This window comes from Agrobacterium sp. CFBP 3001 (assembly GCF_027871605.1).
Classification (GTDB): Bacteria; Pseudomonadota; Alphaproteobacteria; order Rhizobiales; family Rhizobiaceae; genus Agrobacterium; species Agrobacterium leguminum.
On the sequence record NZ_JAQAHD010000005.1, the window covers coordinates 113926 to 128364 of the forward strand.

At 59.3% G+C, this 14439-nt stretch carries 14 protein-coding genes; 3 read left to right on the top strand and 11 right to left on the bottom strand.

Annotated features, from left to right (window positions below):
* Positions 1–136: 136 nt before the first annotated feature.
* Together PH605_RS09015 and PH605_RS09020 are read right to left on the bottom strand one after the other, a co-directional pair.
* Complete coding sequence (locus PH605_RS09015) at positions 137–697, bottom strand: DUF2087 domain-containing protein (RefSeq protein WP_142844855.1); 561 nt, start codon at positions 695–697, stop codon at positions 137–139.
* A gap of 271 nt (positions 698–968) precedes the next feature.
* Positions 969–1937, bottom strand: a complete 969-nt coding sequence (locus PH605_RS09020; RefSeq protein ID WP_142844854.1) for a LysR family transcriptional regulator — start codon at positions 1935–1937, stop codon at positions 969–971.
* A 149-nt stretch (positions 1938–2086) separates the two neighbouring features.
* Here PH605_RS09020 and PH605_RS09025 point away from each other — a divergent pair, with 149 nt between their 5' ends.
* Positions 2087–2704 (top strand): FMN-dependent NADH-azoreductase, encoded by a 618-nt coding sequence (locus tag PH605_RS09025; protein WP_142844853.1) that lies wholly within the window; start codon positions 2087–2089, stop codon positions 2702–2704.
* A 43-nt stretch (positions 2705–2747) separates the two neighbouring features.
* On the opposite strand, the gene PH605_RS09030 is transcribed toward PH605_RS09025, so the two are convergent.
* The 3 genes from PH605_RS09030 to ilvA all read right to left on the bottom strand — a co-directional run bounded on the left by PH605_RS09030 (position 2748) and on the right by ilvA (position 5787).
* Entirely contained in the window at positions 2748–4013 is a 1266-nt protein-coding gene (locus PH605_RS09030; protein WP_065654026.1) for a GGDEF domain-containing protein, read from the bottom strand.
* Between the two features lie 117 nt (positions 4014–4130).
* Complete coding sequence (locus PH605_RS09035; protein ID WP_065654027.1) at positions 4131–4442, bottom strand: HlyU family transcriptional regulator; 312 nt, start codon at positions 4440–4442, stop codon at positions 4131–4133.
* 70 nt (positions 4443–4512) lie between these two features.
* Positions 4513–5787 carry a threonine ammonia-lyase gene (gene ilvA / locus PH605_RS09040; protein WP_065654028.1) on the bottom strand — a complete coding sequence of 425 codons (1275 nt, stop codon included), beginning with the start codon at positions 5785–5787 and terminating at the stop codon, positions 4513–4515.
* An 80-nt stretch (positions 5788–5867) separates the two neighbouring features.
* On the opposite strand from ilvA, the gene PH605_RS09045 reads away from it, so the two are divergent.
* A complete protein-coding gene (locus PH605_RS09045; RefSeq protein ID WP_065654029.1) occupies positions 5868–7325 on the top strand; it encodes a TrkH family potassium uptake protein in 1458 nt (485 codons plus the stop codon).
* Between the two features lie 106 nt (positions 7326–7431).
* Positions 7432–7686: a heavy-metal-associated domain-containing protein gene (locus tag PH605_RS09050; protein ID WP_003521591.1), complete on the top strand. Its 255-nt coding sequence runs from the start codon at positions 7432–7434 to the stop codon at positions 7684–7686.
* 393 nt (positions 7687–8079) lie between these two features.
* Here the strand turns inward: PH605_RS09050 and PH605_RS09055 are convergent, their stop codons facing one another.
* From PH605_RS09055 to cueR, 6 genes are all read right to left on the bottom strand, one after another.
* The gene (locus PH605_RS09055) at positions 8080–9573 is read right to left on the bottom strand and encodes an ABC transporter substrate-binding protein (protein WP_142844852.1); all 1494 of its coding nucleotides are present in this window, start codon (positions 9571–9573) and stop codon (positions 8080–8082) included.
* A 230-nt stretch (positions 9574–9803) separates the two neighbouring features.
* Positions 9804–10814, bottom strand: a complete 1011-nt coding sequence (locus PH605_RS09060) for an ABC transporter ATP-binding protein (protein ID WP_065654031.1) — start codon at positions 10812–10814, stop codon at positions 9804–9806.
* Positions 10815–10826: 12 nt separating this feature from the next.
* Entirely contained in the window at positions 10827–11894 is a 1068-nt protein-coding gene (locus tag PH605_RS09065; RefSeq protein WP_142844851.1) for an ABC transporter ATP-binding protein, read from the bottom strand.
* Between the two features lie 139 nt (positions 11895–12033).
* The gene (locus tag PH605_RS09070) at positions 12034–12939 is read right to left on the bottom strand and encodes an ABC transporter permease (RefSeq protein ID WP_142844850.1); all 906 of its coding nucleotides are present in this window, start codon (positions 12937–12939) and stop codon (positions 12034–12036) included.
* On the bottom strand, positions 12929–13873 hold the full coding sequence (locus tag PH605_RS09075; protein ID WP_142844849.1) for an ABC transporter permease: 945 nt from the start codon (positions 13871–13873) through the stop codon (positions 12929–12931). Before PH605_RS09075 ends, PH605_RS09070 begins: the two co-directional genes overlap by 11 nt.
* Before the next feature lie 72 nt (positions 13874–13945).
* The gene (gene cueR / locus PH605_RS09080) at positions 13946–14434 is read right to left on the bottom strand and encodes a Cu(I)-responsive transcriptional regulator (RefSeq protein ID WP_142844848.1); all 489 of its coding nucleotides are present in this window, start codon (positions 14432–14434) and stop codon (positions 13946–13948) included.
* Positions 14435–14439: the final 5 nt, after the last annotated feature.

Sequence of the window (14439 nt, forward strand, 5' to 3'; positions counted from 1 at the left end):
GTTGGCGGCAGGGGGAAGCTCTGCCGTCATCCTTGGGCTTGTCCCAAGGATCTAACCACGTCGAATTAAATCAATCCGTAGCAGATCCTCGGGACAAGCCCGAGGATAACGCCGAGTTTGATCGAAACTATCGGCACTACCGAGGGCTATCCCCCCAATCGCGCCCACCGAGCGCTCGCAGCAGAAGCGGCAGTTCCGATGGCGGTTTCTGCTCGATGCGCCGATAATCGCTGCCATCGCGGTTGCGGCGGATGAGCCTCAGGCCGACCATGTCGCGCCTCAGCATCGCCGCATCCCCGAACAGGTGCAGGCTATCCAGAAAAATACTGAATTCGCGCTCGGAAAAGCTCCGCCAGGCAGGAATTTTCGCCCATAGGTACCAGAGGCACAGTTCCTGCTGCGAGCGGCGGGCCGGCCATTGCATCAGCCGGCCGGCAGCGTCGAAGACACGAACGGTCTTCAGCACCCTGCCCTCATTAGCCGCCGGCAGCATATCTGGCCGGGATGGTCCGCTGTCATCGGATGGCTCGCGCGAGGCTCGCAAGTGCTGGAAATTTCGGAACCCGGCAGCCCGGCTCAGAAGATTGAGCATCTCCACATGGCTTGGCTTTCGGTCCAGCCTGCCGATCTGTTCGCGGACGGATTTGGCGAAAGTCGAGAGGTCGGCGATATCAATGGAAAGGATCGAACGTGGCATGACTTACCCTCAAGTGCCATTCCGAAAAGGTGTCGCTGATCGCCGGCTTCCGACATGGCACGGGATAAGTGCTGTCAAACTTTAAAAACGCAGGTTTAGCTTCCCTTGCGGGACGGCGATGCCTCGGTGAACTGCTGACCGTGATTTAGGTATAGGCAGGCGACCCGCCCACGTCAATTGGCCTTGCTGGCATAGCGCCGAGGTTGCCGCGCGTTCCTTCTACCCGCCGGGAAAATGTGGCCCCGCTCGGTCCAGATATAATTAGACAATGTCACTCAGCGGCGACAGCAATCGGCTTGTGTTTGTTAGCCTCAATCATCCCGTTGAAATCCTTATGGTTCGGGCATGCGGAGAGGCGTTCCTGAAATGCTTCGGCAAGCCACTGGCCTGCGGGCCCCGCCGGTGAATCCACCCTTCGCAGTGAAAAGAGCGGATACTCGCCCTGCTCATAGGCCTCCAGCTCGAGCGCCTTCAGGCTGCCATTGGTCAAATCATTGCGCACGATCGACGCGGGCAGACCGCCCCAGCCGAGGCCGCCCTTGATGAGCTGGTATTTGGTGGCGATGTCGCTGACGCGCCACGTCTTGTAGGACAGCACGTTGAAATCCCGCCCCTTGGTCAGGCCCGAAGCATCGGTGACAACAAGCTGAACCTCCTCGCGCACGTCAGCGAGAACCAGAGGCCGCTCGATCTGCGCCAGTGGATGGTCTGCCGCAACCACCGGCAACATGAAGGAATGGCCGACTTTTTCCATCACGAGTTCATCATCCTGGCGCAATACCGCTCCGCCGATGCCGATACCTGCCTTGCGGGAGAGCACCATCTCCATGACCATGCCCAGCTCGCCGACATTGAGGCTGAGGGTGACGGTTGGGAACTGCTGGCGAAAATCCCGCAGCACGGCCACCATGGCCTCCGCCGGCACCATGGTGCTGATGGCGACCGAGAGTTCCGCCTCAAGCCCCTGCTTCAGCCCCTTGGCGCGGGCGCGCATCTCCTGCAGGCCGGCGACGATGCGCCTTGCATCCTCCAGCATGGCGCGGCCTTCATCCGTCAGCTTCGGCTGACGCACGCCGCTGCGCTCGAACAGCGTCACTTCAAGCTGCGCCTCGAGATTGGCGATGGTGTAGCTGACCACCGACTGGGCGCGATTGAGCGCCCGTGACGCGGCGGAAAAACTGCCGGTCTCGGCAACCGTCAAAAACACCTGCAATTGATCGAGGGTCGGGTTCGCGTCCATGTCCCATCCATTTCATCGATAGATTGCTTCCACATTATCACAGTTTTCTTGATGGCAGTAATTTTTCATATAGAGCGCAAAGGAAGGGCATCGTGCTCTCCCGCCCTCCCAAGGCGCCCGTCAATTCATCGCATATGCAAGGAAAGACCATGTCCAACATTCTTCTCATCACCTCCAGCCCGCGTGGCGACGAATCGGTTTCCAACAAGTTTGCCGGTGAACTCGCAAACAAGCTGAAGGCGAAGTCGGCTTCCAACACCCTTGTCCACCGCGATCTCGCTGCTGACCCGATCCCGCATCTCGACACCGTCAAGACCGCCGCCATCCGCAAGGCGCCCGACCAGCGCACCGCCGAAGAAGCGGTTGCCGCCGATTATTCCGACAAGCTGGTGACCGAGCTTCTCGCCGCCGACACCGTCGTCATCGGCACCGGCCTTATCAATTTCAACATTTATTCCGGCCTGAAGTCGTGGATCGACAATGTCGCCCGCGCCGGCCAGACCTTCAAATACACCGAAACCGGCCCGGTCGGCCTCGCCACCGGCAAGAAGGTCTATATCGTTCTGGCTGCGGCCGGCGTTTACTCCGAAGGCCCGGCGGTCTCGATGAACCATGCCGTTCCGTACCTGAAGACTGTTCTCGGCTTCATGGGCATGACCGATGTGGAAGTCATCTATGTCGACGGTCTCGCCTTCGGTCCGGAAGCCGTCGAAAAGGCTGTGGCTGCCGCCGAGGCCAAGGTTGCCGAGCTGGCGCAGGCCGCCTGAGGCACATCGAATGTCTGGGCGATGCCGGTCAGGGTTGCCGGTATCAGCCGACCCACATTCCGTAACGGCCGTGGACCTGATCCCGGCCGTTATTTTTTGCCGCATAGAGCCGTGCGTCGGCCTCCGATAGGAGCGCGCGGAAAAGCTGTCCATCCTCGAAAGCGGTGGCGACGCCGATACTGACGGTCAGCGGCGAACCGTCCGGCCGCTGCAGGTCCGCAAGGATCGCTGCCCGAAGATTGTTCGAAAATGCCAGCGCCGTTTCATGCGCCATTGCCGGCAGGAGGACAACGAATTCCTCACCGCCAAAGCGGTAGAGATGGCCCAGCGGCTGCACCGCGCGCTTCAGGACGGCGGCGAATTCCCGCAAGATATCATCGCCCTGCAGGTGTCCGAACGTATCGTTGACGGTCTTGAAATGATCGATATCGACAATCAGCACGCTGACCGGCCGCTTTTTCTCCAGGCACTCCACGACGACGGAGGGCGCATCGAGCTCCATGCGGGCGCGGTCCGATACGCCGGTCAGCATATCGCGTCCGGAGCGGGACAGAAGCTCCTCGTAACGTTCCCTGAAAGTGAGATCGTTGAAGACATCGGCAACGCTGCGGCGTGTCAGAAAGCGGCCCTTGGCCGATGTCAGCCAGAGATAGGTGGCAAACAGCAGCGAATAGATGCCGACCGCCGCCATCTTCGCCTTCCAGCCGTCGTAAAAGACATCGAGAGGCGCGTTGAACAACAATCGCAGCGCCCCATAAAAACCCGCCTGATCGAAGCTCAGGATAACGACGCCGCAGATCGCAAAGCGCAGTACGATATGGCGCTGCAAATAACGCCCCAGTTTTTCGTAAAACAGGATGATGGCGATGGCGTCTATATAAAGCAGGCTGGTTCCCCAGACCATCAGCACGCCCATGTCATCCAGAAATGCGGTGCTGACCGACTGCCCGGGAACGATCGCCACCGTCTGATGGAAACGGATGATCTGCGCCATGATGACGGTCACTATATTGCCGAGAAACAGGCCGTAGATCGGCTGTCGAACGACCGCCGCGTCCTCCCGCATATAGAGCATGAGGATCATCATCAGCTTGCCGGCAAAAAGGATCGAGGAGCCGGGCGACGCCACGCCGAAAGGCAGCTGCACGTAAAAGACGGCCGCCAGATAGGTCTCCAGAAAATGCATGACGCCCAGCGCGGTGAGAAAAACACCGATGCCGAGAATATGCCGGTAATGAAGGAATGCCGTCATTACCGAGAAATAGACGACGGCTTCCGTCAGAAAGAGGGCGAGATTTGCCCATTGCATCGGCGCATGCCTTACCTATACGCGCCGCGCGGCGTCAGTGGCGCGCGGCTTCACATTTTGAGGAGGATAGGCCGAAGCAAACAACGGAATCTTAATATCCGAGGCAAGAAAGCGTCATCATTTTCCTGGGAAAAGCGAAGCGCCGTTCTGGTCGATGATGAGCTTTGCCTTGCGGATCGTGAACTCAACCGCATCGTCCATGCTGGTGAAGACGTCGGCGCGCACGAATTCATGCACCAGCACTTCATCGCCGGCCTTTTTTTCGATGCGGCCCGCCAGGCGGAACTGGCCGCCTTCCTTGATCGGCGTCGCATAGATCAGATAGTCGCCATGCGCATGCGGCTCCGCCTGGGCGACCTTCTGCGGCGCGTCGGAGGACGGCTGGCCGGAGCCGAAGGCCGAGAGGATTTTGGAAAAAAACGATGCCATGGCTTTCACTCCCTCAATCTGTGTCAGTTTTGAAGGGCGGAGACGATCCGCCCTTCCCTGCCTCTTCCGATCAGATGATCAGGTTCGACAGGATGTCGTTTTCGGTGATGTCCTCATAACCGAGACCGGCGGCTTCGAAACGTTCCAGCAGGCCGGCGAAATTCTCCTTAGCGCTGGTTTCGATACCGATCAGGATCGAACCGAAATTGCGGGCCGATTTCTTCAGATATTCGAAACGGGCGATATCGTCGTCCGGGCCGAGCAGGTTGAGGAAATCGCGCAGCGCGCCGGGGCGCTGCGGCAAGCGCAGAATGAAGTATTTCTTCACGCCCGTATAACGCATGGCGCGTTCCTTCACGTCCGGCAGACGTTCGAAATCGAAATTGCCGCCGGAGACGACGGCGATGACCGTCTTGCCTTCCAGCCTCTCGCGGCCGAGCTTTTCCAGCGCGGTAATTGCCAGCGCGCCGGCCGGCTCCAGCACCACGCCTTCGAGATTCAGCATCTCGATGATCGTCACGCAGATGGCGTTTTCCGGGATGAGCATGACCTGCTCGGCCGGAAAATCCTTCAGGGCCTTGAAGTTCAGGTCGCCGATGCGGGCGACGGCGGCGCCGTCGACGAAATTATCGACCTTGTTCAGCGTCACCGGTTCGCCGCGTTCGAGGCTTTTCTTCAGGCTCGGCGCCCCTTCCGGCTCGCAGAACACGAAGTTCTCCTTGCGGACCGTGCCGGCCAGAAAGCCCGATAGACCGGCAGAAAGACCGCCGCCGCCAACGGGCATGACGACGATATCCGGCTTCGTGCCTTCCGGAAGCTGATCCATGATTTCGGCGGCGACCGTCGCCTGGCCTTCGATGATGTCCTCATGGTCGAAGGGCGGCACCATGTAGCCGTCATTGTCCTCAACATATTTGCGGGCGGCGGCATAACACTGGTCGAATATATCGCCCACCAGACGGATGCTGATGAATTCGCCGCCGAAGATGCGGGTCTTTTCGATCTTCTGCTGCGGTGTCGTCACCGGCATGAAAACAACGCCTTGAACACCGAAATGACGGCAGGCGAAAGCAAAGCCCTGCGCATGGTTTCCGGCCGAAGCGCAGACGAAAACCTTGCCTTTGCCGGCCTTGGCCACCGCCTTGCGCAGGAAGTTGAATGCGCCTCTAATCTTGTAGGAACGAACCGGGGACAGATCCTCACGCTTCAGCCAAATCGACGCGCCATATCGACGGCTGAGATGTTCATTCAACTGCAACGGCGTTTCCGGGAATATTTCCCGCACTTCTCGCCGCGCTGCTTCCACAAGCTGCTTGTCCACGATAGTCAATCCATTGAAATTCATAATGGCACCCGCTATGCCATAGGAAGACGTCCGAGACAAAGACTCATTTCAGCGCGGCAACAAACTCCGGGTTTCATTTCTTGAACAGCAACCTTCTGCGCTCGGTCATATATGTGGCGTCCATCTTCGGGCTTTACATGGCGACGGCCATGTTCCTGCCGGCGCTCACCGATCTTTATTACGGCAATGACGACTGGATGGTGTTTGCGCTGTCGGGTTTCATGTGCGGGGGCTTTGCGCTTGCCTGCGCGCTGGCGACGCGCGGTCCGATTGCGGCCTTCAACAAACGTTTCGGCTTTCTGCTCGTCAACCTGCTCTGGCTGGTGTTTTCCATTGTCGGCGCGGTTCCGCTTTACCTGTCCGAACTCAACCTGACGCTCGGCCAGGCGCTGTTCGAATCCGTTTCCGCGATTACGACGACGGGGTCTACAGCCATTGCCGGTCTCGACAACGCGCCGCAGGGCATCCTTCTGTGGCGTTCGCTGCTGTGCTGGCTTGGCGGTATCGGTATCGTGGCGCTGGGCCTCTTCATCCTGCCGCTGCTGCGTGTCGGCGGCATGACCTTCTTCCGCATGGAATCTTCCGATACCGGCAACGACCGGCCTTTTGCGCGGCTGGCGAGCTTCACCCGGGCTTTTGTGGCCATATACATCATCATGACGCTTGCCTGTACCATCGCTTACGATTTTGCCGGCATGTCGCATTTCGATGCGCTGAACCATGCCATGTCGACGGTCGCGACCGGCGGTTTTTCCACCCATGACGCGTCTTTTGCCTATTTCAACAATACGGCGCTGCTGTGGATCGCCACCATCTTTCTGATCTTCGGCAGCCTGCCCTTCTCGGTCATGATCCTGCTTGCGGTGCGCCGCCGGCTGGAAACGCTGCGCGACCCGCAGATCGCCGTTTTCCTCGGTTATCTCTGTGCGATCTCGATTGCGGTTGGAGTCTACCATCATTTCAGGAACGGTGTGCCGCTGGATGACGCGCTCAGCCATTCCTTCTTCAATATGACCTCGATCCTTTCGACCGGCGGCTTTGCCAGCGACGATTATACGCTCTGGGGGCCTTTCGTCGTCGTCGTTGCCTTTTTCGCCACCTTCATGGGCGGCTGTTCCGGCTCGACGGCGGGCGGTATCAAGGCCTATCGTTTTCTCATCATGTTCAACGTGGTGCGCGCCGGGCTGAAGAAGCTGATCTATCCGAACGCGGTCTATTCGGTGCGTTACGGCCAGCAGGTGGTCGATCCCGATACGATCCGGACAATCTTCCTGTTCGTCAGCTGCTTCATCGCGCTGTGGATCGCCGGCAGCCTTGCCATGAGCCTTATGGGTTACGATTTCCTGACCGCCACCTCGGCCGTTGCGACCTCGCTCGCCAATGTCGGACCCGGCATCGGCCCGATCATCGGCCCGGCGGGCAATTTCTCCACCATCAGCGATCCCGCGCTTTATCTCCTCTCGGTCCTGATGCTGCTCGGACGTCTGGAAATCCTGACGGTTCTGGTGCTGCTGATGCCGATCTTCTGGCGCAGCTGATGTCGAGGCATACTTGTTGAGCGCCGGCGAATAAAGCGCTTGACCTTCCCACGTTGGAATAGTCCAGGCTCCTCCTGTTAGAATTCCAAACCATGGAGAACCGCCTATGTGCACCGCTCACCAGCATCACGCCGAAACCACCACGGCACCGGTTGATGCAGACCTTTCTTTTCACGTTGAAGACATGACCTGCGGTCACTGCGCCGGAGTGATCAAGGGCGCGATCGAAAAGACCGTTCCCGGCGCTGCCGTGCATGCCGATCCGGCAAGCCGCACGGTTGTGGTTGGCGGCGTCTCCGATGCAGCACGTATTGCCGAAATCATCACCGCTGCAGGCTATACGCCGGAAGCACGCGCCTGATCCGAAGAGATACCGGCGGCGCTTCACCGCTGCGGCCGCCGGATCGCCCCATCTGCCCCGCTTCACGCTGCATTATGTGACGGGTTTTGGACGGCATCCGTCCCTCTTTCCTCCCGGATGGCGAACGCCCTCTCCCTTTCAATCAGGGATGACGGAGGAGGTTTTTCCCAGTTTAATGAAGCCAATCATCCACATGCCGTCACACCGGCCTTGAGCCGAAATCAAGCCGACGTGCGTCTGTACGGCAGGAATCCTCTTTTCAGCCCAAGGACTTGGGCTGGCTGGATTCCGGCTCAGGGCCGGAATGACGGAGGAGAGGTGCAAGGACCTTATCACAAAAAAGACCCGGCTCTTGCGAGCCGGGCCCCTCTCAATCAGCACCATCACACTAATTTATTTTGTCGCCAGATCCTTGGTCATGACAAAATAGTTCAGCGGATGCGGCTTGTAGTTTTCGAGCTTTTCCGAATAGGCATCGAACACGGTTTCGTGGATGAGGAAGACGGAGACGGCTTCGTCATAAATCTTCTTCGCCGCTTCGCCGTAAATGGCATAACGCTTGGTGGGTTCGCCCGCCGAATAGGCGGATTTGATCAGCTTGTCCGTCTCCGCATTGCAATAATGCGAGATATTGTAGCCGCCGCCGCAGGTATAGTCGGCATTCAGGAAACCGGCCGGTTCGGCGACATCGGTGGCGTAACCGCGAGACAGCAGCGCCATGTCGAAGTTGCCGGCGAGCATGTCGGGCTCGATGGCGCTGTAATCGGCAACGCGGACATCGACCTTGATTCCGATTTCCTGCAACTGCGCCTGGATGATCGCCGCGACGTCCTTGAGTTCGGTCTTTGCGGTATAGGCAAGGAGCGTCACCTTAAGGCTGCCGGGTGCAACGCCGGCCTCTTTCAGAAGGTCCTTGGCTTTTTCCACGTCATACGCGGGTTTGGTTTCCTTTGCAGCCCACGGTTCGCCGGCCGCGAAAGGCATGGTCGCGCCCTTGACTACGCCTTCATAGATACTCTCGGCGATACCACCCGTATCGATGGCGGCCTGGATCGCCTGACGCACCTTGATATTGTTGAAAGGCGGCTTTGAATTATTCAGCAGCAACTCGGTGATACGCGGCGACGGGATTGGCGCGACCTTGACGCCATCGGTGGATTCGATGGTCTTGACCGTCCATGACGGCACGAGCCGGGAAACCTGCGCTTCCCCGGTTCGAACCTGGGTGGCGCGTGTGTCGGCATCGGGCACGAAATTGACACGGCCGCCGGAAAGTTTCGGCATGCCGCCCCAATAATCGTGATTGGCCGTCAGAACCATATGCTGGCTGGGATCGACCTCGGTGATCTTGAAAGGTCCGGTGCAGGTTCCGATGGGATCGACCTTACCGTCCTTGTAGGCGGATGGAGCGAGGATCGAGGTAGCAGGGCTTGCCATCTGCGCCGGCAGCAGCACGGAGGGTTCGATCGTCGTGATCTTCACCACATCATCGCCGCCAGCTTCGACGGCGGCAATCAGCTTCGGAGAGAAGGCACGGGCGGGCACGGGTGCTTTTAGGAGATTACTGAGTGCATTGACCGCGGCCTTGGCATCGAGCGGTTCGCCGTTCTGGAACTTGACGCCCTTGCGCAGCTTGAATTCCCACACCTTGGGATCAATCTGCGTCCAGGACTCGGCGAGGCTTGGCTCCAGCTTCATGTCATAACCGACACGCACCAGGCTTTCGAAACAACCCGCACGCGAGCCGAGATAGGCGTCGTCGGAAGCCAGCTGCCAGCCGGTCTTCACACCGAAATTATCGTCGTAGGTAATCGTGGCGGCCTCTGCCGCATGCGTTCCAAACGAAACCACAATGGCGCATGACGCCAAAAGTGCGTGCTTCATCATAGAATATTCCCCTTTTATTTTTGATGACAACGCTCACAATTCGTATATTTTCACGAAATTTCACTCAATCATTACAAAGGCAATAAGAATACCCTATGGATATCTCTCGATTATCCATTCGAATATTATCTATTTTACGTTTTGTACTCGGAATTTTATTCCGATATTAATCCGTAAACACACAATTCATCTGTTTTTACGGCAACAGAAAACTGTAACTGCGTTGTCCGTCAGCCCCATTCCCGCCAGCGATGGCAGCGCGCGAAATGCTCGCCGGAAACGCCTTCCAGAACGGGTTCCACCTCGCCGCATATATCGGTCGCATATTTGCAGCGGGTATGGAATTTGCAGCCGTTGGGAGGATTGAGAGGGCTCGGCAGATCGCCGTCCAGAAGCATCTCCGGTGCATATAACCCCGTCTCGTCGAGCATCGACGATGCTATGAGAGCCTTGGTATAGGGGTGCTTCGGCGCCCTGAAAAGCTCCTCCCGGTCGGCGATTTCAACGACACGTCCGAGATACATCACCGCGATGCGATCGCAGAGATAACGCACTACGCGCAGATCGTGGGAAATCATCAGAACCGTCAAACCGTGACGGCGCTTCATGTCCATCAGAAGGTTCAGGATCTGCGTGCGCATTGAGGCGTCGAGCGCCGATGTCGGTTCGTCGCAGACAAGGAAGCTCGGATTGAGAAGCAGCGCGCGGCCGATGACGACGCGCTGCAACTGGCCGCCGGAACACTGGCTCGGATACCGATCGTAAAAAGAGCCGTCGAGGCCGACCTCTTCCAGCATCCGGAAAACCCGGGCCGTGCGCTCCTCGCGCGTGCCGATGCCATGCTGGGCAAGCGGCGCTTCCATGCTCTGGCCGATACGCATGCGGGGATCGAGTGCGGAATAAGGGTCCTGAAACACAAGTTGCACGACCCGGCGCATACGCCGGAGCGCCTCACCCTGCATGTGCAGCATATCGTTCTGCCCGATGCTGACCTCACCTTTCGTTGCGTGGGTCAGCCGCGTAATCAGCCCGGCAACCGTGCTTTTGCCGCATCCGGATTCACCGACGAGACCAAGCACTTCCCCCTCGCCGATCGTCAGGGAAACATCGTCGACGGATTTCACCACACGGTGACCGAGACCCGATATGGGATAATATTTGCAAAGGTTCTTCGCGACCACGAATGGCCGCTTGCTGTTTTCCGCCGATGGCGGGGTCTGTGTCGTCGCTGTCGCTAGCATCGTCGCCCTCCCTCAGCAGACCGTGTGACCGGCATGATCGTGGCTGGCATGGTCGTGGCCGACCGCCCAGCACCGCGCCTTGCGCCCTTCGGGCAAGGCATTCAGATCCGGTTCCGAGGCCATGCAGCGGCCGCTCATGCCTGCCGAATTGGCAAGCGCGCAGCGCGGATGAAACCGGCAGCCGCAGGACATGTCATGGGCCTGCGCACTGGAGCCCGGGATCGTCAGCAACTGCCCCTCGCTGTCGGTGGTCAAAAGCGAACAGCTGATGAGCGCCTTGGTATAGGGATGCTGTGGCGCCTTGAGGATCGCCTGGGTCGGCCCCTCCTCGACGATGCGGCCGGCATACATGACCGCGATCCGGTCAGCGAAGGCGGCGACGACCGAGAGATCGTGGGTGATGAGCAGCGTGGCAAGCCGGCGCTTGCGGCGTTCGTCATCGAGCAGGCGCAGGATTTGTGCCTGAACGGTGACATCAAGTGCCGTCGTCGGTTCGTCGGCGATCAGAAGCTGCGGATTGCCGGAGAGTGCGGCCGCAATCATCACACGTTGCGCCATGCCGCCGGAAAGCTCGTGCGCGAAGCACTGCGCCCGCGCCGATGGATCGGGAATGCCGACATCCGACAGAAGGCCGACGACCCGGTTAAGTGCGGCGTGCCGGCTCATTTTACGGTGGATCCAGAGCGGCTCGGCCACCTGCGTCCTCACCCGGCTGGTCGGGTCGAGCATGGCCTGCGGCTGCTGGAACAGCATGCTGATATCTGCGCCGCGCAGCGCATCGAGTTCGGAGGATGAAAGAGCGAGAATATCGCGACCGGCAAAGGAAATGCGGCCGGAATTGATTTCCGCGCCCTGCGGCAAAAGCCGCATCAGTGACAGCGCCGTCATGCTCTTGCCCGACCCGGATTCGCCGACGAGAGCGACGACTTCTCCGGCGTTGACGGAAAGCGTCAGGCCCGAAATAACAAACTTGCGGCCGTTTTGCGCCGGCACTGAAACGTGCAGGTCCTCTATCTCCAGAAGCGGTGCGCATTCAGGGGACATGGCCGTATTGGCAAGCGTTTGTCCTTCGATATTCATAAGAGTTCCCCTTATTTTTATTGAATCGGAGGCATTGCGTATTCTTCATGCGGCTTCAGACGATATTACTCTCCTTCCGGTTCCGTTGCGTCATCTATGTTTGACAATCGTCAAATCGACCATTGCCCGTTGGCAGGTGTCAATGACCGTCGGTTTTCTTCGTTTCCAGGTTCAGGCCATGGCCGATCCACGTCACGCTGAGCGCCGCCAGGAAAATCGCCAGACCCGGTGCGATGACGAGAACGGGCATCCGTTCCGCATAAGCCTGCGCATCGGCCAGCATCAGCGCCCAGTCGGCCGCAGGCGGCTGTACGCCGAGGCCCAGAAACGACAATCCGCCCACCGTGATCAGCTTGTGGCCAAAGCGCAGGAACGCCACGGCCGCGATGGGCCAGATCGTGTTGGGAATGATATGCCGGAAGATGATGAAGCGCCGTGTGCAGCCGAGCACCTCTGCCGCGCGGATATATTCGCGGGAATTGATCGACAGTGTCAGCCCCCGCGCCAGCCGCGCAAAAGGTGTCCAGCCAACGATGGTCAGCGATGCGATCAGCGTGCCATATCCCGGACCGAAGATGGCGACGAGAAAAATCGCGATCACCACGTCCGGTATGGCGATGAGCAGGTCCACGATGCGCATCAGCACTTCGTCGAGGATGCCGCGGCTGCGGCCGCTGATGATGCCGATGAAGGTTCCGATCACCACCGACAGAATGACGGTGATGGCGGCAATCGTGACCGTGAAGCGGCCGCCGATCAACAGCCGGCTCAAGACATCGCGCCCGAGATGGTCCGTCCCAAGCCAATAGGCAGCGCTCGGCGCATTCAGCCTGAGCCGAAGGCTCTGCTTTGCCGGATCATAGGGCGAAATCCACGGCGCGATCACCAGCAAGAGGATGATGACGAGAAAAATCGCCGATCCCGCATAGAAGGTCCAGTGCCGGCGGCGGATGAAATCCGTGAAGCGGGCGAGGTTCGAAGGGCGCTTGGGGGTGGTCATCGGCATGGCGGCGGCAGACGCGCTCGGGAAGTGGCTAATGGTCATGGTGAGCTCGCATTGCTGGATTGATCAGGACATAAAAGCTGTCGGCGAGGGTATTGATCAGGATGGAGAGCGCCACGATGCAGATGAAACCGCCCTGCAGCATCGGAATGTCGCGATTGACCACGGCGTCGTAGAGAAGCCGGCCCATGCCGGGAATGGCGAAGATCACCTCCACGACCACCGATCCGCCAAGCAGGCCGGCAAGCCACAGGGCGAAGAAGGTGACCACCGGCAGCGAGCCGTTGCGGATACCGTGGCGCATAACCGTGCCATGCATACCGAGACCGCGGCTGCGGGCCGCCGTGATATAGGGCGCGCGCAGAACCTCGGCCATTGCCGCGCGCGTCACCTGGGTGAAATAGGCGAGCGGCCGCAGCGTCAGGGTCAGTGCGGGAAGCACCAGCGAACGCCAGCTATCCCACCCGGCCGAGGGTAACCAGCCGAGATAGAGCGCGAAGACCAGCGCCGACATGGGCGCAAACCAGTATTCGGGCGTTGCAACGAAGGTCTGGATCATCAGCGTCGCGAAATTGTCCAGCCGACCGCCGGGACGCATCGCCGCCAGGGTGCCGAGCGGCAGGGCGATGGCCACCGCGACCGCCAGCGCCGTCAGCGCCAGCGTCACCGACACCCAGAGCGACCGCAAAAGCTCGGCGGCGACCGGCTGGCTGCTGGTGAAGGAAAATCCGAGATCGCCCCGCAGCGCGCCCGACAACCAGGCGAAATATTGCACATAGAGCGGGCGGTCCAGTCCGAGGCTGACCCTGAGCGCCTCGACCGCATGCGGATCGAGCGCCGTATCGCGCATGCGCGACATGAGAATGGTGCGGGCCGGATCGCCGCCCGCCATATAGGGCAGAAGAAACGCGATGACGGACACGATCGCCAGCATCAGGCACAGAATAAGGAAGCGCTGTATTATCTGTATCCACATGGCTTGGTCTCCTTCACCACAATTGGCGTCTGCACTGCAATCCACGCCCGTTTCCCAAAGGAAAACGGCCGCTTATTTCACCGGGCGCTGTCGATCCATCACCGGCCCGGAAGTGCCCTTCAGCATTCCGGTGCGCTTGGGCACGATGGCCACGGTCGTAAAATCGATATCCTCGGCATGGGCGAGATCATGAATGATCGGGCAATCCGGCTCTCCGTTGTCAGGGCAATAGTTTGCGAGATTTCGCAGCGTGTCGGCCATCTCGCGAAGCGTATGCATCTTCGCTTCCAGATCGACGACATGTTCCATGACGATGCGTTTGACATCGCATGAGGCGCCGCCCGGATCGCGCCAGAGCGTCATCAGCTGCCTGATCTTTTCGATGGAAAAACCGAGATCGCGTCCGCGCCGGATGAAACGCAGCGTTTCCAGATCATTGGCCGTATAGACCCTGTATCCGGACTCCGTGCGGTTTGCCGATTTGATCAGGCCGATTGTCTCGTAATGCCTGATCATCTTCGCAGAAACACCGGATGCGGTGGCGGCTGTGCCAATATTCATCGATC